Below are 17,782 nucleotides of genomic sequence, written 5' to 3'. Positions count from 1 at the left end.
ATGTCGGAAAATCAACAATTTGGCGTGTATTCTGAAGTCGGCGTGCTGCGTAAAGTCATGGTTTGCGCACCAGGCCGCGCGCATGAGCGGTTGACGCCATCAAACTGCGACGCGCTGCTGTTCGACGACGTGCTGTGGGTCGATAACGCCAAGCGCGATCACTTTGATTTCATGAACAAGATGCGCGACCGTGGCGTCGATGTCGTGGAGATGCACAATCTACTTGCCGAGACAGTGGCGTTGCCCGAAGCGCGCACCTGGATTCTCGACAACCAGATTGTGGCCAATCAGCTTGGCTTGGGCTTGCTGGATGAGATACGCGGCTATCTGGAATCCCTGCCGCCGCGCAAGCTGGCCGAGACGCTGATCGGGGGGCTTTCCACCGAAGAGTTTCCCGAAGACATTGGCGGTGAACAACTGGCGCTCATCAAAGAGGCGGCCGGCGTCACCGAATACCTACTGCCGCCATTGCCCAACACGCTCTACACGCGTGACACCACATGCTGGATCTATGGCGGGGTCACGCTCAACCCGCTGTATTGGCCTGCGCGTCATGAGGAAACCATCCTCACGACCGCCATCTATCGCTTCCATCCCGACTTTGCCGGCCGCGTCAACGTCTGGTGGGGTGACCCGGTGCACGACCATGGTCTGTCCACGCTTGAGGGAGGCGACGTGATGCCGATCGGCAACCGCACCGTGCTGATCGGCATGAGCGAGCGGACCTCGCGCCAGGCGATCAGCCAGCTCGCCGCCGCGCTGTTTGAACAGGACGCCGCCGACCGGGTCATCGTCGCGGCCATGCCCAAGCTGCGGGCCGCGATGCACCTGGACACGGTACTGACCTTCGCCGATCGGGATTGCCTGCTGATGTATCCCGACATCGTCGACAAGATTCAGGCCTTCTCCTATCGGCCAGGCGGCAAGCCCGGCACGCTTGAACTGCACAAGGACAAGGGCTCGCTGGTGGAGGTGATTGGCGAGGCGCTCGGCGTGAAGAAGATGCGGGTGGTGCAGACGGGCGGCAATGCCTACGTGCGCGAACGCACGCAGTGGGACAGCGGGGCCAACCTCGTTTGCCTGTCGCCCGGCGTCGTGATGGCCTATGACCGCAACGTCTACACCAACACGCTGCTGCGCAAAGCCGGCATCGAAGTTGTGTCCATCGTGGGCGCCGAGCTTGGACGCGGCCGGGGCGGCGGGCATTGCATGACGTGCCCGATCATCCGCGACCCGGTCTGACGCACCAGGTCAACTGACGCCGCACGGGAGCATGGGATGAGCATCGAGACGGCAAAACTCTCACGGCTGGCGCTGGTCGCCATGGTGGTCGGCTCCATGGTCGGCGCCGGCATCTTTTCGCTGCCGGCCCTGTTCGCGCGGTATACGGGGCCGGTGGGAGGGCTGCTCGCCTGGGCCATCTCCGGCACTGGCATGCTGACGCTCGCGCTGGTGTTCCAGTACCTGGCACGCCGGCGCCCCGATCTTGACGCCGGCATCTTCGCCTACGCCAAGGCCGGCTTTGGCCGCTACATCGGCTTCCTGGCGGCGCTGGGCTATTGGACGGCGGCGTGCCTGGGCAATGTCAGCTACTTCGTCGTCTTCAAGGCCACACTAGGCGCGGTGGTGCCAGGGTTTGGCGACGGCGACACCGTCGCCGCGGTACTCGTGTCGTCGCTATTGCTCTGGAGCGTGCACTTCGCCATCCTGCGCGGCATCCGCCAGGCGGCCGGCATGAACCTGGCGGTCACCATCGCCAAGATCGTGCCGATCCTGATCTTCATCGTGTGTGTGGTGGTCGCGCTGGATACCGACGTGCTGCTCGCCAACATCCAAGAAGGCGCGTCGGTAAGCGGCAGCTTGCTCGAACAGGTGCGGGGCACGATGCTGGTGACGGTGTTCGTCTTTCTGGGCGTGGAAGGGGCCAGTGTCTATTCGCGCTACGCGCGGCGGCGCGAAGACGTGGCCGCCGCTACCATCATCGGCTTTCTGTTGGTACTGACCTTGCTGGTGGCGGTGACGCTGCTGTCCTATGGCATTTTGCCGCGCGCCGAACTGGCGGCGCTGCGCAATCCATCGATGGCGGGCGTGCTGCGTGAAGTGGTGGGGCCATGGGGCAGTGTGATGGTAAGCGTCGGCCTCATGATCTCGGTGGGGGGGGCTTACCTGTCGTGGGTCCTGCTGGCCGCCGAGGTGTTGCACGCGGCCGCCAAGGCGGACACGATGCCGGCCATCCTGGGCCGTCAGAACCGCCATGGCGTGCCGGCAGCGGCACTCTGGTTGAGCAATGGATTCGTGCAGGTGTTCCTCATCGTGACCTTGTTCACCGACGACACCTTCGTGCTCATCAAACACATGGCCAGTTCGATGAGCCTGATGCCATACCTGTTCGTGGCCGGCTTTGGGCTGCTGACCGCCTGGCGCGACAGGCAGACCCGCCCGCGCTGGAGCCGGCGTAGCGGCTATGAGGTCGCTCTGGGCAGCATTGCCTGCGTCTACGCCGTCGGCATGATGTATGCGGGTGGGCTGCAATACTTCGCCTTATCGACGCTGGTGTATGCGCCTGGCACGCTGCTGTTCTTGCGCGTGCGGCAAGAGCAGGCCGGTGCGGTGTTCTCCGCCCGCGAATGGCCGGTGTTTGCGGCGGTGCTGGCCGGCTGCGTCTACGGCGTCTGGACGCTCACTGCCGGCGCCATCGCGCCTTGAGCCCGGGGACCTTCATCATGACGCCCGATCTCGCTCTCGTTCTTGCGCTGCTCGGCGTGGCGATCGTGCTCTTCCTGGTCGGCCGGCCCCGTGCGGATGCGGTCGCGTTGATGGTGATCGTGGTGCTGCCCTTGAGCGGAACGATCACCTATCGAGAGGCGATCGCAGGCTTCGCCAACCCCAACCTGATCCTGATCGCCTGCCTGTTCGTGATCGGTGAGGGGCTGGTGCGCACCGGCGCAGCCCAGGCGGTGGGCGATTGGCTGCTGCACAAGGGAGGAACACGCGAGCAGCGGCTCATCGTACTTATCATGGTTGCCGTGGCGACGATGGGATCGGTGATGAGTTCGACGGCAGTGGTCGCCATCTTCATCCCCATCGTCCTGCGGATCGCGCAACAGACTGCGGGATCGAGCCGCCAGGTGCTGTTCCCGATGGGCGCTGCGGCGGCCATCAGCGGCATGATGACGCTGGTGGCAACCACCCCGAATCTGGTGCTCAACAGCGCGCTGGTCTACAGCGGGCACGCGGGTTTCGGCTTCTTCGCCTTCACGCCGATCGGCCTGGCGGTGCTTGCCGCGGCCATCCCGTATCTATTGGTGGCGAGACGCTTTCTGCCCACGGAGCCGCCGCGCAGCTCGCATTCGCGGCGCCCAAGCCTGGCGGGCTGGGTCGAGAAGTATGCCTTGCGCGAACGCGCCTATCGCTTGCACGTTGATCCCCGTTCCGACTTGGTAGGCATGCGGCTTGAGGTCTGCCACGAGGAGCTGGGCGCGCAGGCATGCGTGGTCGCAATCGAACGTAGCGCCCGGTTCGGCCGCGCCGTGCTCGAAGCCACCGATGACGCCTTACTGGAGGCCGAGGATGTCTTGCTCCTGGACATCGACGACGAGACATTTCCGATCGGCGAATATTGCCAGCGCCACGAGCTGCGCATCTTGCCCATGACGGGCGACTATTTCTCTGATCAGTCGCGCGACGTGGGCATGGTCGAGGTGATTATCCCGCCGGACTCTCGTCTGGTGGGGGCCTCTGCCCGCAAGTCAGCGCTGCTGCGCCGACATGGACTGTTCGTGGTCGGCGTGTGGCGCCATGGACAATCGCAGGCCCCCGTGCACGCGCTTGCCCTGCGCGCGGGCGACACGGCGTTGGTGGTCGGGCCGTGGAAGGGGATTTTCGCGTTGCAGTCTGTCGAGCACGATCTCGTGAGCCTTGCGCTGCCCGTGGAGACCGATGCGGTGGTGGCCGTGCCTGGCCGTGCGCCCGCTGCGCTGCTGGTCATGGCGCTGACGATTGCGTTGATGCTCACCGGCTGGGTGCCTATCGTAATCGCCGGCCTGATCGGCTGTCTGTTGATGGGGCTATTCGGCTGCATCACACTGGACATTGCCTATCGGGCCATCAACTGGCGCGCGCTCATCCTCATCATCGGCATGCTGCCATTCGCGATTGCGCTGGACCACACCGGCGGTGTGGACCTCGCCGCCGAGAACCTGCTGCGCTTGTCTCAGACCTGGGGCGCGCACGGCCAGATCGCCTTGCTGTTCGGCGCAACGATCGCGCTCGGCACCGTGATCTCTGGGACCGCCACGGCGGTGTTGATGGGACCGGTCGCGATCAGCTTGGCCGAAGCCATTCACGCCGAACCCCATCCCTACGTCATGGCGGTGGCGATCGCCTGTTCGGCGGCGTTCATGTCTCCCGTCTCCACACCCGCCAACGCGCTGGTCAGCGTGGCCGGCGGCTTCCGGTTTGTCGACTATTTGAAGGTGGGTACGCCGCTGATGCTGGTGACCTTATGCGTCAGCGTCGTGATGATTCCTTTGCTGTTTTCGATGTGAGCCGCCAGGTGGCGGCCGCACATCCCTGCGCACTCGCGCGACCGCGATGTCGTGGTTTGCGGTGACCGGCGTTCCGGCGGCCTTGCCGGCTGGGACGGCCTTTTGTTCTTAAGGAGGACTGTTCATGAAACGATTTGCGCTTGCCTGCGCGTTCGGCATGCTTGCGGGATGCGTCAGCCATCCCGCTGACCGTGGCGACCAAGCCCGCTACGGCACACCGCCCAGCGAGGAAGACCTTTATCAATACCTGTCCGTGCTGCGCGACAGCCTGCCACCCACGCGGTATGTCAGCTATCGGGATGCGGGCTATGCGGCGTCGCTCAAGCAAACCTCGGCCGCGGACGCGGATGGCCAGCAGATTGCGGGCTGGGAATACGACTTTGAAGCATCGGGCTACGACACCGTGGACGGCAAGCCCATGCGCTGGACGCCGTACCGCGCGCTGTTCTTCAACGGACGCCCAATCGGCGTGATCGACGCGCAAGGACGCCTGCACCGCGCGCCTACGCTTCCAGACAGCGCGGCGCCGGTACCTGCGCCAACGCCGACGCCGACGCCGACGCCGACGCCGACGCCGACACCGATGCCGAGCAAGACGCCCTGAGCCGCTTTCAGTACACCCGTCTCAATTTCGTATCTTTCGAGGACTGATCATGAACCTACGCATTAATCTGACGCGCAGTCGACGCCTGCGATTCGCGCTGCTGGCCGGCGCGGCGGCGATGGCCCTGGGAGGCTGCGCCCAACAAAGCGCGTCGTCGCGCGTCTACACCTTCGACCAGGCCCAACGCGCGCAGACTGTCGTGTTAGGCACGGTGGTCGCCGTACGAGGCATCACCATCCAGTCGTCCGGCAGTTCCGGCGCGGGATTGATTGCTGGCGGCGCGCTTGGCGCGGTGGCCGGTAACGCCATCGGCGGTGGATCCGGCAGGCGCCTGACCACCGTCGGAGGCCTGATCGGCGGCGCGGCAGCCGGCAACGCCATCGAGAATGCCTCAGCGCGCCGTGCGGGGCTGGAGATAACGGTGCAGCTGGACAACGGCGAAACACGAGTCATCGCCCAAGAGGCCGATGTGCCCATCTCAGCGGGGCAGCGGGTGCAAATCGTGACCCAAGGAGGCACCAGCCGTGTCGGGGTGATTTGATACGCGATAAAGGACGCTGGTCCTCTGGCGCTAACCTGCCAGGTGGTCAGCGGCCTCTTGCAGGCCGTTGAGGATGCAGTCGGCCACGTGCATGGGGAATCCCGCCGGCAGTAGCGCGCGGACGGCCTTCACGACCCCGGGCGTGCGCGCCACCAGGTCGTCGAGGACATGCTCCACCCCCTTACCGTCGGGATTCACTACGCCATGCTCGGTGCCCACGGCGATCCAGTGCCGACGCAGGATGTCGCGCATGACCCAGTGGGGGTTTTTCGAGCGCACGGCCATGGCCATCTTGGCGTCGTACGGAGACAGCTTTTTCGCACCCTTGCCGATGACGGGGTAAGCGGAAAGTACGTCGTACAGCGGGGTGAGTTCGTAGGTGCCACCCTGGCGCAGGAAAATGCTGAAGTTCTTCGCGTGGCCATCCGTGGCACGCAGCATCCAGAAGAGGACCTGGGCCTGGAAGAACGTGCGACGGTCGCGGTCAGGCGCGCGCGACGTAGCCAACAGCTTCATGATTTGGCGCACACCCGGCCCGCCGTCGGACTCGTACTTCAAATGCGGCGGGGTTGCCGTCGCTTGGCACATGTCTTCCTGCGGCAGCCGGATGAGCCAGCGCTTGCCCTCTGGGCTCTCCCACCACATCCGGTCGAAGCGCTCGACCGCCAGCACCTTCATGTCCTCGAACATCAGGGGCTCGGTGCGCGCCACAGGCATTTGGTAGGCGCGCAGGATTTCGGAGCACAGCCACTCGTTTTCGACCGAATCGCTCATGTCGAACTTCATGTTTGCGACCAGGCCCAGTGGCAGCTTGAAGATGTGAGTGGTCGGTGTCGCGCCATGCGGCCGGCACCACCGCCCGTCGTACCAGAGCATGGCCGACTTTTCCTGTGCTCCGGCAATGGAGATGCGGAAGTCTTCATCCTCGGCAGCGTTCCGGCCCAGGGGGCCTGGCGCCAGGGTGTTGCGAAGCAGCTGGGCAATCTCGGCGTCGGTCATCGGAACCGCGTTCACCTCTTGCACGCCGTCCGGCGCATCGGGGCCCGGCACCACCTGCAGCGCGCCGACACAGTCCCGACCAACTTCAGCCAGCAAGGCGAACGCATTGGTCGAGCCGGCCTGGTACCGACGTGCCACGCGCTCGCGGATTTCCTTGCTGTCCGGCAGCAGGTTTTCGAAGTAGGTGCGCACGGCTTCGCCACGGTGCGGCGGATTGCCCGGGGTGAAGGGGAGGGACAGCGACAGCGGGCGCCCCTGTCCGGATGCCACCCAGGCGTCGGCATACTGCAGGACTTCTCCGACATGCGGTTGCACGCTCCAGGTGCCGACGAATTCGCCGTTCATCCAGAGATTCAGTGTGCGGGTGTGTGAGCGTCGACCCATGGGCTCACCAGTTGGGGCCAACCGACGCCTTGGGCGACGGCGATTCGCTGGTCTTGCGCAGCACGAGCTCGACGCCCAGGATGCTCAGAAGCTCCAGCAGGCGGTCGGCGCTGACCTTGTCGGCATGGCGCTCGAGATGAGACAAGGCCTGCTGGCTGACGCCCAGGCGCATCGCCGTATCCGCTTGGGTCAGGCCGGACTGTTTGCGAAAACCCTGGAGCAGTGCAGGCAGCTGCTCCGCCGTACGGACGGTGAAATCGGTCATACAGGCCTCACGTTGTTTTGCTGATTTACAAATTCTACTGAGTAAAATTGAAATACTCAAGATAGGTTGTAAATCACCAATACAACGCGGGAATTGTATTCGCGTTTTACTATTCAGGAGTTGTAAAACGCCCAGGCGGCGCTGCGCGCGACGCCTTCAATGCACAGGGCTGGTCCCCCGGCTGCGCTACAGTCGCTCGTCCAGAGTGTGGGTTATATCCAGCCGAGGCGTATCCAGCAGTCGTGCCTTGACGTCGAGCAGCTCTTCGTCAGATACATCGAAGCGCTCAACCCATGCTTCGCCTTTGAGTCCGGTCAGCCGCGGTTCGCCGGCGGCACTAGCTGCCAGGTGTAGCCCGAACACAGCACTGCGCAGCGGTTTGAGCGCTGCGTTAGGTAGCGCGTACTGCGGAGGCTTAGGGTCGATAGCCGTCGCAGCCAGGTCGGGTTCATTGCCAGCCTGAATGACGATGCCAGCGCCATAGTCATAGAAGGCAAACCAGTCTGGAGGCAATTCCGAGCGCAACGTGTGCAAGCCGCCAGCCTGCGTCACCATGTCACGATTGATTGCGGTCAGCCAAGACACTGTCTTGAACGTGTCGGGCTTGAGCACCATGGCGGAGAATACTGGTGCCCCCACATCAACGCCGCGAGCCTGCTCCGACGCGAAGGCTTCGGTGGGCTGATTACTGTTCCATTCCGACGGGGACAGCACAAAACCAAAACCGCCATGGCCATGCAATGCTTGCAGCCGCCCAGCGAATTCGACGAACAAGGTTTGAAAGGCTTTCGGTTGCTCGACAATATCAACAAAGGGCAACGTGAACCGCAACACATCCAGACGGCCTGTTTTTTTGGCGGCCCAAGCCGGTGCGGCATTGACATAAAAGGAATAAGGGCCGGCGTCCTCGCGCTTGGTGCCGCTCGTGTACTGCAGGTCAAGCTTTTCGTCTTCGTCGAGCGTTTCGAAAGAATCGCGGATTTTCGGAGCCTTGACGTAGGGCATGCACGGCGGGCCTGACGGGGGCTCGCCACGCCACAGCCATGTAAGGGCATCGCCCGCCTGCGCCAGGTAATCGTCAAAACACTGTGCGATTGCCTCCCGCTTAAGCTGCGTATAGCCGCCTTCGAAATACAAGGTACCTGTGATGGCGATGACCGCGCCTACATAATCGTGGCGGCTCTTGGGCATGAGCATCGCCCCGGGGAACTGCTGCGCCTGCGTGTTCTCGCGAAGTGCTGCGGCAAACGCCTCGCGGCTCATGTCGGGATGAAAGTCTGTCATAGGTCGTCTCAGGGTACGGCGTACTTGTCTAGCTCTTCGGCCTGGCGTTCGCGCTCCTCTACCTGGTTGCAGTCGCATTCCGAAGATTCGAGCAGCACAGTTTTATCGAAACTGCCGGCGATTCTTATGTAAGCCTCTAACTGACCATCGCCAAGGTCATCGTTTGGGAATTTGATCTCCACCACCATCCGGATGTTGTCTTGAGTGGGCGAGTTCATCGGGTCATTGACGATCACTACATCGGGACGCCGGACATAACCGCGGTTGGGCTTCCACGTTGGCCGGCCCTTGTCTGGATCGCCCCAGTACTTGTCAATCCAGCCGCGCAGCCAGCTATGTGGCTGTGTGTCGTCTTCGCTATCCATGATGGGCTCGGGCGGCTCCTGAGTCATGTCATAGTTGACCTCGGGCTTGTAAGGGCTGCGCCCACTTTGAAGCTTGTCCAGTTCCTTGAGGCGGCTGGATACACACACTTGATTCAGCTTGCGGCCGTCCTTACCGATACCAGGGGTCGCCTGGCACTTGCAGATCGCCGAGCACAATACAGATTGGTCTGGCGGCGCCAGCCGGCTCAGCCCGGAGCTTACCGGTGTTGTCGTGCCGGCCCCAGTAGACATCCCTCCGCCGGAGGTCGGAGCTCCATCACTCATGACGTTTCATCCTGATTCCGAGCAAGCAGTTCCAGAGTCAACATATCGGGGGATTGGGCCTCGATCCAGGCGGTATAGCCACCGGCATCCGTTTCACCTTCGAACGGCGTCCCCTCCATGGTGGTCACACGATATCGTTGGCCAGAGAGTGGCTCTCGCGAGGCGTCATCGAACACCTGAAAGCGGCCCTTGTAGGCATTTGAATTGGTATCGGCTGGCACCATTGACCTCGTGCCGCTCGCGTCGGCCTCCCGCCAAAAATGCTGGCTGGCGATAAGGGTCGCGCCGCAGGCCGTGCGCATGCCCTCCAGCGCCAGCCACTGCGAACTGCCGGTCGAGCGGGTGCCTTCCACAATCGGGTAGCTCCCCTTACATTTTGGGCACGTTGTCATGTCGCCCTTACGGGCGGCAGCCTGGCCAAACACGTTGAGTGTTTGATCTCCCGTAACGACGACGCCTCCATGGCTTGTTCTATCGCCAATGCGGACCACAGATCTTGGCATGCTTTCTCCATGATGTTGTGACTGAATGGACGAGAATGACCTGCCCACAGATTTAGTACAACACCGACATAGGGTCTAGGGGTAAAAAACCTTGTTTCTGATTAGCCTGCGCAAATTGCGCCGGGGTTAAATATCCGAGCGCACTGTGGGGTCGATCGGTGTTGTACTCGACCCGCCAGTTTTCGATCAAGTCTTTGGCCTGTCGCAGGGACAAGAACCAGTGCTCGTTAGGGCATTCGTCGCGGAACTTGCCGTTGAAACTTTTGATATAAGCTTTCTCCACTGGCTTGCCCGGCTGAATAATCGACAGCTTTACGCCAGATTAGTAGGCCCAGGCATCCAAGGCTCTTCCGGCGAACTCCGGCCCATTGTCCACAGTAATAGATCGCGGCAGGCCACGCATTTCAGCTAGCCGTTGCAGCACCGTGACAACACGCACTCCCGGCAACGACGTATCGACCTCGATGGCCAGGCATTCGCAAGTGTTGAAAGAGAGAAATAAAATCGGTCGCAACGTTCGTGCCTCCGGTGTTCCAGCGACTTAGTCGCGAAATGGATGGGTCACTCGCCGCTCGGCTCATCCAGCGGTCGTGATCGACGGATCAGCGTACGATCTTCAGATATCACGCCACTCCAACCGGTCGATCAGGAAGCCTGTACGGCGCTTGGCGCCGTCACTCTGCCCGCTATCGGCCATGAGCCGCCGCTGGTGGGATCAAGAAGCATGTAATTAACATTTGAGCTGAGAGGCGCGCGTACTCCGGCTACTTGAGAATAGCTCCCACAAAAAGCGCGTAACCGAACGAGTAGGACTGTACAGCCAGCGGTCCGGTCCAAGAGGGAGTAAGTGTCAAGTCGGCGAGCACTACAACAGCCCCACTGAGGCCCACACCAAGGCGAAACAGCAGGTCTTCTTTTTTGCTCTCTGCTATTAGCTTGGCTTGGCCTGCGGCGCGACAGACTTCATCCGTGAACTCATCCAAGTTTCTTAAAAAATACTCTTCGGAGCCGCGCCCATACTTGCCGATGTATGCATGTGCGTGGAGATCGAAGCCGTCTTTTACGATATGACCGATGGCCGTGCTGGAGAGACCAGCTCGCTCGAGGACTAGTACTTCAGGGCTCAGAAACTCATCGAGAAAGCGTGCGAGGCTATGCCGTATGGCCGCATTGGTTTCGGTGTATTTGTCTGCAGCTGCCGCTACGTCGGACACACGTTGGCGAAATGTTTTATCTCTTGTCAGTTCTCGAAGCCCGTCGCAGCTAAGCTTGGTAGCGAGGATTGCATCCTCTGTCGCAATGTTTCCTCGACGCGTGCGAAGTTCCTGAACATAGTTTGTAGCTCTTATGAGCTTATCGTTGGCCAGTGGAACTTGCCCCTGCGCAAATGCAGTGTCCGATGCAAAAAATCCAATGATCGACACGACTAGTAGAAGGACTTGCATGCCATCTCCTTGACTAGCGACGGATTGTTGAACTTGCAGCCTACGCGCGAAGGACTTTCGGCGACATCCCCAAAATTGAGGATGTGCGAGCGGCAACTTTTGATGCGCGGTAGTCATCCGGCGTCGAGGTCCGACCGACCGCGATGGGTCGAACGCCGGCATTCGCGTCACCACCCGGATACCCGAGTTTGGCCGCTTAGGGGCCCGTAGCGACCGTAACCACGGACCGCATAACCACGTGGAGATGCCATGAAGTTCGACGCTTACGGAAGATTTGCGCTGGAAGTGCTTCACACGAGCCGGGGTGGGAGGTGTACCGCCTAACCGACGGCAAGCAGGTGCGCGCGGATGACATCATCATCCCGGCCGATATGGAGGTTGGAGATATCGCGGGATACCTGATGATCTCCTTCACGAAATAGCTCGACCTGGGAACTCGATCAAAGAGCCGTGAGGCCTGGCGCGCCAACGCTTACGGTCCCTGACGCGCGGCGGGCACACGGTCGACATTTGTGAACGCGCCGCCGGCCAAGCGCGGGCTGCGCGTTTTATGACCTGGCGGCCTCAAATGACAGTCAGGATTGATCCCAGGCATCAATTGTCAAGAGCTGATCCGGAGAACACGCGGCCACACGGTCGGCATGCACCTGGATCTTGCCTACCCAACCGGGAGGCTGCGCGTATTCCTCGCCCTCGTCGATGCCGAAGATCCAGACGCCATCCTTGGATGGCAAGATACCGCCGCCTTCGATCAATGGCAGCACATCGCGAGCGCGCGCGGCATAGCGGTTCGGATAGCCGCCACCGGCGAACTTGGCGGCCTTGCTCACTTGCGTCAAATGCTCGATCCAACCGATGCCGCCAGCGCCTGCTTCCCACTGCGCCAGGATGGCAGCACGACGCGCTTCTGGGTCGGCGCGGTCGCATTCCTCGGGGCTGCCTGTCGATACGATGATCCACCAGCCGATCATGTGTCACCCTCCATCCTAGAGGTAAGTGCTTCGAGGTTTAAGAACACAACCATTCAAATGCCTCCACGGTGTCTACACGCTAAGCACGGGAAGTTTACGCACATCCGCGAGCGCCGGTCCAAATCGGGGCGTTGAACTGAGATTTCGGAGCAATTCAATGATGCCTCACCAGAGGTGGTGACGCACGGTGCTGCGCGACGACGCAGTTGGTACAAGGGGCTCCCATCCCACGTTAACCAAGCGTGGCACACCAAGCTCGAGTGCGTCCATCCGGGCAAGCCGCAGCAAACGCCCGTGTTGAACGGTTCAACAGGACGGTTTGAATGGTTGTCCCAGTATCAGCGATTGGCTGTCGGTACGTCTTCTGCTGAGCCGAACCTCGTGCCAAAAATGAAGAAGGGCCGCTTACGCGGCCCTTGCAATGGGGTAAAAGCTGATATGGCGGTAGATCGAAGGAGTAGAAGGACGTCGGCGCTGCGACCAACTTTATTCCGCGCGACCGACTTTATTTCCAGTTCTCAAAATAACGTACTTTTATCGCCCCATCACTCCACCGTCACGCTCTTCGCCAGATTCCGCGGCTTGTCCACATCCGTACCACGGGCGCAAGCCGTGTGATACGACAGCAGTTGTAGCGGGATCGTGTGCAGGATCGGCGACAGCTTGCCGTAGTTTTCCGGCATGCGGATCACGTGCATGCCTTCGGCGCTTTGGATCTTGCTGTCGGCATCGGCGAACACATAAAGCTCGCCGCCGCGCGCGCGCACTTCCTGCATGTTGGACTTCAGCTTTTCCAGCAGCTCGTCCTTGGGCGCGATGGTCACGACGGGCATGTGCTCGGTCACCAGCGCCAGCGGGCCGTGCTTGAGTTCGCCGGCCGGGTAGGCTTCGGCGTGGATGTAGCTGATTTCCTTCAGCTTCAGCGCGCCTTCCAGCGCGATCGGGTAGTGCATGCCGCGGCCCAGGAACAGGGCGTTTTCCTTGGACGCGAAGCGGTCGGCCCAAGCCATGATCTGCGGCTCCAGCGCCAGCACCGAACCAATGGCCACGGGCAGGTGGCGCAGCGCCTTCAGGTGCTCGGCTTCCTGCTCATCGCTAAGGTGGCCGCGCACTTGCGCCAGGGCCAGCGTCAGCAGGAACAAGGCGGTCAGCTGCGTGGTGAAGGCCTTGGTGGACGCCACGCCGATTTCAACACCGGCGCGCGTGATGTACGACAGTTTGCACTCGCGCACCATGGCGCTGGTGGACACGTTGCAGATGGTCAGCGTCTTGTCCATGCCCAGCGAACGCGCATGCTTCAACGCCGCCAGCGTGTCGGCGGTTTCACCGGACTGCGAGATCGTGACGACCAGCGAACGCGGGTTGGGCACGCTGTCGCGGTAGCGGTATTCGCTGGCGATTTCAACGGCCACCGGAATCTTCGCAACCGATTCAATCCAGTACTTGGCGGTCAGGCCGGCGTAGTAGCTCGTGCCGCAGGCCAGGATCAACAGCGAATCGATGTCCTTGAAGATCTTGTAGGCCTGGTCGCCGAACAGCTCGGGCGAAATCGATTCGATGTCTTGCAGCGTGTCACCCACGGCGCGCGGCTGTTCGAAGATTTCCTTTTGCATGTAGTGGCGATACGGGCCAAGTTCGGCGGCGCCGGTGTGCACGTGCACGGTGTGCACTTCGCGGTCCACGTTCTTGCCGTTGGCGTCCACGATCCACACGCGCGAGAGCTGCAGGTCGACGACGTCGCCGTCTTCCAGGTAGATGATCTGGTCGGTCGTGCCGGCCAGCGCCAACGCGTCGGACGCCAGGAAGTTCTCGTTCTGGCCCACGCCCACCACCAGCGGCGAACCTTGGCGAGCGCCCACCACGCGATGCGGCTCGTCGCGGCAGAACACGGCAATGGCGTACGCGCCGTGCAGGCGGCGCACGGCGTTCTGCACCGCTTCGAACAGGTCGCCCGCGTACAGGTGGTTCACCAGGTGCGCGATGACTTCGGTGTCGGTCTGGCTTTCAAAGACGTAACCCACGGCCTGCAGTTCGGCGCGCAGTTCGTCGTGGTTTTCGATGATGCCGTTGTGGACCAGCGCGATGCGCGGCTCGTCGTTGCCCAGATGCGAAAAATGCGGGTGGGCGTTGTGCGTGGCGGGCACGCCGTGGGTGGCCCAACGTGTGTGGGCGATGCCCGTGAAACCCTGGACCTTGTCCTGTGCCACCTGGTCCGCCAACTCGGCCACGCGCTGCGTGCTGCGCGTGCGGCGCAGATTGCCGTCGGCGTACACGGCAACGCCGCAAGAGTCGTAGCCGCGATATTCCAGCCGCTTCAGACCTTCAACCAGGATAGGGGTGATGTCGCGCTGGGCGACGGCGCCAACAATGCCGCACATAGGAAGACTCCGCTTAAGTTCGTGTACCGACGCATTGTGCGCGAGGCGGAAAGAAATATGATTTCTTAATGTTCACTAATTTGAAAGTTAATTCGCTTACAGATTTGTGATTAAATAATCTTTCGTTAAATAGTAATTTTTGAATTAATCATGCACAACACGCCGATTTCCGCGCCCGAACTGGACGATCTGGACCTGCGCATCCTAGAGCAGCTACAAGCGGACAACTCGCTGACCAACCAGGATCTGGCGGTGCGGGTGCATGCGTCGCCCCCCACCTGCCTGCGCCGCGTTCGGCGCCTGGTGGACGAAGGGGTCATCGAAAGGCAGGTCGCCATCCTGGCGGCTGAAAAACTGGGCAGCACATTGACGGCAATCGTCGAGATCACGCTGGACGTGCAGGCGGCCGAAAGCCTGGACGCGTTCGAACAAAGCATGCTGACCGAACCGGCAGTGCTGCAGTGCTACCGCGTGTCGCCAGGACCGGATTTCGTGGTGATCGCCCAGGTAAAAGACATGCCCGCCTACCACGCGCTGGTTCACCGCGCGTTCACCGCACTAGCCAACGTGCGCAACGTGCGCACATTCTTTTCAGTGCACCGCGCCAAGTTCGAAACCAGGATTGATGTGCGGAGGTGAAAGAGGCACCGAAACCCGTAGGATGGGTGAAGCGCGCGCGGACACAGGCAAGAACCCCAATGCCCCATCGCGCGGAACCCATCATGCAGCGGTGTTGCTGTGGCTACCCACCCCCTACCTAAGCCCGCCCCAACAACCGCTCGAACTGCGCCAGATACCGGTTCCCCATCTTCTGCACGTCGTGTTCGTTCTTCACGTATTCGTACGCGCGTTCGGTGACGTCTTTACGGAATGCCGCGTCGTCCAGGCAGCGGGCCATGCCGGCTGCCATGGTTTGATGGTCGCCCACGGCCACCAGCACGCCGCGGCCATCGGCCAGGCTTTCCTTCAGGCCGCCCGCGTCGGTGGAGACCACCGGCACATGCTGCAAGAAAGCGTCCAGCACGCTGCTGCCCAGCGCTTCTTCTTCTGAGCTCATCACAAACACATCAAGGATGCTGTAGAAATCTTCGACGCCTTTACGAAAGCCCGCGAAGCGGTAGACGTCTTCGATACCCAGACGGCGCGCTTCGTCCTTGGCTTGCTGCTCGCGGTCGCCGCCCGCGCCGAAGTGCAGGAAGATGAAGTCGCGCCGTGTCTTGGCCAGTTCGCCCACGGCGCGCACCAGGGTCACGGGGTCTTTGTCGCGAATCAACGCGGCAGACGTGGCCATGACCTTCTTGCCGGCGAGGTCGAATTCCTGCACCAGCTTGGCGACGTTGTCGGCATCTATGGTGTGAGGTTCAACCGCACTGCGGATGATGACGGGTTCAATGCCCAGGCGGCGCGGTTCGCCCGCGGCCATCTCGCTGATGGCCACGAACAGATTGGCGTGGCGCCATTTGAAACCGGTCTTCCATTCGTCGCCCGGCTTCACCACGAACGAGGTGCGACGCGAGAACACCACCGGGCGGCGATGCAACCATTTGGTCAGCACGGCCCAGGTGATGGTGTTGGCGGTTTGCGCGTGGATGATGTCATAGCGGCCCGCGCCCGCCAGAAAAGCCAATTGCCCCGGCACGTTGCGGCAGGTGTGGGCAACAAACCCTTCCTGGCGCGCGCGCTCGGCCAGCGGCGCGCCTTCCCGGCACATCACTTCGACGTCGTGGCCCGCCTTGCGAAAGGCGCGCATGCAATACAGCGTCTGCCGTTCGCCACCGCGCCAGCCCTTCTCGAAGTTCAGTTGCAGGATCTTCATGCGCGTCCGATGCCGGAATACTCGAAGCCCAGGGCGCGCACGTCGGCCGGCGTGTACAGGTTGCGGCCATCGATGATCAAGGGCGTTTTCAGCAGAGCCTTCACGCGGTCGAAGTCGGGCGCGCGAAAGACTTTCCATTCGGTGGCGATCAGCAGCGCGTCGGCGCCGTCCAGCGCGTCGTACATGTCGATGGCGAAGCTGATGCCAGGCTGGCCGACCAGCACACGCGCCGCCTCGTGCATGGCCACGGGGTCGTAGGCGCGCACGTCGGCGCCGCGGCGCGTCAGTTCGGCAATGACCGTCAGGCTGGGCGCTTCGCGCATGTCGTCGGTGTTCGGCTTGAACGACAGGCCCCACAACGCAATCTTGCGGCCGCGCAGGTCATCGCCGTAGCGGGCGACCAGCTTTTCCGACAGACGGAATTTCTGTGCATGGTTGGCGGCTTCGGCCGCTTCGATGACGCGCATGGGCAGCGAATTTTCGGCGGCGGTGTTCACCAGCGCCTGCACGTCCTTGGGAAAGCACGAGCCGCCGTAGCCCGCGCCGGGGTACAGGAAGTGGTAGCCGATGCGTGGGTCCGCGCCGATGCCGCGACGCACCTGTTCGATATCGGCGCCCAGCGCTTCAGCCAGGTTCGCCATTTCGTTCATGAACGAGATGCGCGTGGCCAGCATGGCGTTGGCGGCGTACTTGGTCAGCTCTGCCGAGCGCACGTCCATCACCATCAGGCGGTCGTGCGTGCGCTGGAAGGGTTCGTAGATACGGCGCATCACGCCGACGGTGTAGTCGTCGTCGGCGCCCACGACGACACGGTCGGGACTCATGAAGTCATTGATGGCCGCGCCTTCCTTCAGGAATTCGGGGTTGGACGCCACGCTGAAGGGGATGTCGACGCCACGCGCGGCCAGTTCCTTCTGCACCACCGCGCGCACCTTGTCGGCGGTGCCGACCGGCACGGTGGACTTGTCCACGATCAGTTTGCGGGACGTCATGTGGCGCGCGATGTTCTGCGCGGCGGCCAACACGTACTTCAGGTCGGCCGATCCGTCTTCGCCGGGCGGCGTGCCCACGGCAATGAACTGCACGTCGCCAAAAGCCACGCTTTGCGCCACGTCGTCCGTGAAATGCAGGCGGCCCGCCTGCACGTTGCGGCGGACCAGGTCTTCCAGGCCGGGCTCGTAGATAGGGATGCCGCCTTGGCGCAACAGAGCGATTTTTGCGGCATCCACGTCCAGACACATGACGTCGTTGCCCATGTCGGCCAGACACGCTCCCGACACCAACCCCACGTAACCGGTACCCACGACCGTGATTTTCATGCCTGCACGCCTTCAAAATAGGGAATCTTGCGCGCCTGGCAAGAGGAACCAGGCGCCGGCCGCCATTATAGAAGCG

Annotated in this window: 16 protein-coding genes and 1 pseudogene; 6 read left to right on the top strand and 11 right to left on the bottom strand. The window is 62.1% G+C overall.

Annotation, left to right across the window (positions count from 1 at the left end):
* The 5 genes from arcA to P8T11_RS21050 all read left to right on the top strand — a co-directional run bounded on the left by arcA (position 1) and on the right by P8T11_RS21050 (position 5,692).
* Positions 1 to 1,242, top strand: coding sequence for an arginine deiminase (gene arcA / locus P8T11_RS21070; protein ID WP_277549701.1), 1,242 nt, complete (start codon positions 1 to 3; stop codon positions 1,240 to 1,242).
* A 36-nt stretch (positions 1,243 to 1,278) separates the two neighbouring features.
* A complete protein-coding gene (locus P8T11_RS21065; protein ID WP_268080207.1) occupies positions 1,279 to 2,706 on the top strand; it encodes a basic amino acid/polyamine antiporter in 1,428 nt (475 codons plus the stop codon).
* A 17-nt stretch (positions 2,707 to 2,723) separates the two neighbouring features.
* A complete protein-coding gene (locus P8T11_RS21060; protein WP_268080209.1) occupies positions 2,724 to 4,547 on the top strand; it encodes an SLC13 family permease in 1,824 nt (607 codons plus the stop codon).
* Positions 4,548 to 4,671: 124 nt separating this feature from the next.
* Positions 4,672 to 5,151 carry a hypothetical protein gene (locus tag P8T11_RS21055; RefSeq protein ID WP_268080211.1) on the top strand — a complete coding sequence of 160 codons (480 nt, stop codon included), beginning with the start codon at positions 4,672 to 4,674 and terminating at the stop codon, positions 5,149 to 5,151.
* Positions 5,152 to 5,200: 49 nt separating this feature from the next.
* Entirely contained in the window at positions 5,201 to 5,692 is a 492-nt protein-coding gene (locus P8T11_RS21050; RefSeq protein WP_268080212.1) for a hypothetical protein, read from the top strand.
* Positions 5,693 to 5,722: 30 nt separating this feature from the next.
* On the opposite strand, the gene P8T11_RS21045 is transcribed toward P8T11_RS21050, so the two are convergent.
* The 9 genes and pseudogenes from P8T11_RS21045 to glmS all read right to left on the bottom strand — a co-directional run bounded on the left by P8T11_RS21045 (position 5,723) and on the right by glmS (position 14,571).
* A complete protein-coding gene (locus P8T11_RS21045; RefSeq protein WP_418910283.1) occupies positions 5,723 to 7,075 on the bottom strand; it encodes a type II toxin-antitoxin system HipA family toxin in 1,353 nt (450 codons plus the stop codon).
* Between the two features lie 4 nt (positions 7,076 to 7,079).
* Positions 7,080 to 7,340 (bottom strand): helix-turn-helix domain-containing protein, encoded by a 261-nt coding sequence (locus P8T11_RS21040; RefSeq protein ID WP_268080214.1) that lies wholly within the window; start codon positions 7,338 to 7,340, stop codon positions 7,080 to 7,082.
* 186 nt (positions 7,341 to 7,526) lie between these two features.
* A complete protein-coding gene (locus tag P8T11_RS21035) occupies positions 7,527 to 8,624 on the bottom strand; it encodes a type VI immunity family protein (RefSeq protein WP_268080215.1) in 1,098 nt (365 codons plus the stop codon).
* Between the two features lie 8 nt (positions 8,625 to 8,632).
* Positions 8,633 to 9,274, bottom strand: coding sequence for a VRR-NUC domain-containing protein (locus P8T11_RS21030; RefSeq protein ID WP_268080216.1), 642 nt, complete (start codon positions 9,272 to 9,274; stop codon positions 8,633 to 8,635).
* A complete protein-coding gene (locus tag P8T11_RS21025; protein ID WP_268080217.1) occupies positions 9,271 to 9,777 on the bottom strand; it encodes a PAAR domain-containing protein in 507 nt (168 codons plus the stop codon). Before P8T11_RS21025 ends, P8T11_RS21030 begins: the two co-directional genes overlap by 4 nt.
* A gap of 52 nt (positions 9,778 to 9,829) precedes the next feature.
* Positions 9,830 to 10,261 (bottom strand): annotated as a pseudogene (locus tag P8T11_RS21020) (integrase core domain-containing protein); the annotation flags it as partial.
* Between the two features lie 280 nt (positions 10,262 to 10,541).
* Positions 10,542 to 11,222 carry a hypothetical protein gene (locus tag P8T11_RS21015; protein ID WP_268080218.1) on the bottom strand — a complete coding sequence of 227 codons (681 nt, stop codon included), beginning with the start codon at positions 11,220 to 11,222 and terminating at the stop codon, positions 10,542 to 10,544.
* Between the two features lie 575 nt (positions 11,223 to 11,797).
* On the bottom strand, positions 11,798 to 12,193 hold the full coding sequence (locus P8T11_RS21010; RefSeq protein WP_268080220.1) for a hypothetical protein: 396 nt from the start codon (positions 12,191 to 12,193) through the stop codon (positions 11,798 to 11,800).
* 545 nt (positions 12,194 to 12,738) lie between these two features.
* A complete protein-coding gene (gene glmS, locus P8T11_RS21005) occupies positions 12,739 to 14,571 on the bottom strand; it encodes a glutamine--fructose-6-phosphate transaminase (isomerizing) (RefSeq protein WP_268080221.1) in 1,833 nt (610 codons plus the stop codon).
* A gap of 150 nt (positions 14,572 to 14,721) precedes the next feature.
* Between glmS and P8T11_RS21000 the strand changes: the two genes are divergently transcribed.
* Positions 14,722 to 15,210 carry an Lrp/AsnC family transcriptional regulator gene (locus P8T11_RS21000; protein WP_268080222.1) on the top strand — a complete coding sequence of 163 codons (489 nt, stop codon included), beginning with the start codon at positions 14,722 to 14,724 and terminating at the stop codon, positions 15,208 to 15,210.
* Positions 15,211 to 15,328: 118 nt separating this feature from the next.
* Here P8T11_RS21000 and P8T11_RS20995 read toward each other — a convergent pair whose 3' ends face one another.
* Entirely contained in the window at positions 15,329 to 16,387 is a 1,059-nt protein-coding gene (locus P8T11_RS20995; RefSeq protein ID WP_268080223.1) for a glycosyltransferase family 4 protein, read from the bottom strand.
* Positions 16,384 to 17,706, bottom strand: coding sequence for a UDP-glucose dehydrogenase family protein (locus P8T11_RS20990; RefSeq protein ID WP_268080224.1), 1,323 nt, complete (start codon positions 17,704 to 17,706; stop codon positions 16,384 to 16,386). Before P8T11_RS20990 ends, P8T11_RS20995 begins: the two co-directional genes overlap by 4 nt.
* Positions 17,707 to 17,782 lie beyond the last annotated feature (76 nt).

It is taken from the genome of Achromobacter spanius (assembly GCF_029637605.1).
Taxonomy (GTDB): domain Bacteria; phylum Pseudomonadota; class Gammaproteobacteria; order Burkholderiales; family Burkholderiaceae_B; genus Achromobacter; species Achromobacter spanius_E.
This window is presented reverse-complemented; position numbering and strand designations above follow the sequence as displayed.

Excerpts from the sequence above, each read along its gene's own strand:
- arcA (WP_277549701.1), top strand. The coding sequence starts at position 1 with ATGTCGGAAAATCAACAATTTGGCGTGTATTCTGAAGTCGGCGTGCTG.
- P8T11_RS21065 (WP_268080207.1), top strand. The coding sequence starts at position 1,279 with ATGAGCATCGAGACGGCAAAACTCTCACGGCTGGCGCTGGTCGCCATG.
- P8T11_RS21060 (WP_268080209.1), top strand. The coding sequence starts at position 2,724 with ATGACGCCCGATCTCGCTCTCGTTCTTGCGCTGCTCGGCGTGGCGATC.
- P8T11_RS21055 (WP_268080211.1), top strand. The coding sequence starts at position 4,672 with ATGAAACGATTTGCGCTTGCCTGCGCGTTCGGCATGCTTGCGGGATGC.
- P8T11_RS21050 (WP_268080212.1), top strand. The coding sequence starts at position 5,201 with ATGAACCTACGCATTAATCTGACGCGCAGTCGACGCCTGCGATTCGCG.
- P8T11_RS21045 (WP_418910283.1), bottom strand. The coding sequence starts at position 7,075 with ATGGGTCGACGCTCACACACCCGCACACTGAATCTCTGGATGAACGGC.
- P8T11_RS21040 (WP_268080214.1), bottom strand. The coding sequence starts at position 7,340 with ATGACCGATTTCACCGTCCGTACGGCGGAGCAGCTGCCTGCACTGCTC.
- P8T11_RS21035 (WP_268080215.1), bottom strand. The coding sequence starts at position 8,624 with ATGACAGACTTTCATCCCGACATGAGCCGCGAGGCGTTTGCCGCAGCA.
- P8T11_RS21030 (WP_268080216.1), bottom strand. The coding sequence starts at position 9,274 with ATGAGTGATGGAGCTCCGACCTCCGGCGGAGGGATGTCTACTGGGGCC.
- P8T11_RS21025 (WP_268080217.1), bottom strand. The coding sequence starts at position 9,777 with ATGCCAAGATCTGTGGTCCGCATTGGCGATAGAACAAGCCATGGAGGC.
- P8T11_RS21015 (WP_268080218.1), bottom strand. The coding sequence starts at position 11,222 with ATGCAAGTCCTTCTACTAGTCGTGTCGATCATTGGATTTTTTGCATCG.
- P8T11_RS21010 (WP_268080220.1), bottom strand. The coding sequence starts at position 12,193 with ATGATCGGCTGGTGGATCATCGTATCGACAGGCAGCCCCGAGGAATGC.
- glmS (WP_268080221.1), bottom strand. The coding sequence starts at position 14,571 with ATGTGCGGCATTGTTGGCGCCGTCGCCCAGCGCGACATCACCCCTATC.
- P8T11_RS21000 (WP_268080222.1), top strand. The coding sequence starts at position 14,722 with ATGCACAACACGCCGATTTCCGCGCCCGAACTGGACGATCTGGACCTG.
- P8T11_RS20995 (WP_268080223.1), bottom strand. The coding sequence starts at position 16,387 with ATGAAGATCCTGCAACTGAACTTCGAGAAGGGCTGGCGCGGTGGCGAA.
- P8T11_RS20990 (WP_268080224.1), bottom strand. The coding sequence starts at position 17,706 with ATGAAAATCACGGTCGTGGGTACCGGTTACGTGGGGTTGGTGTCGGGA.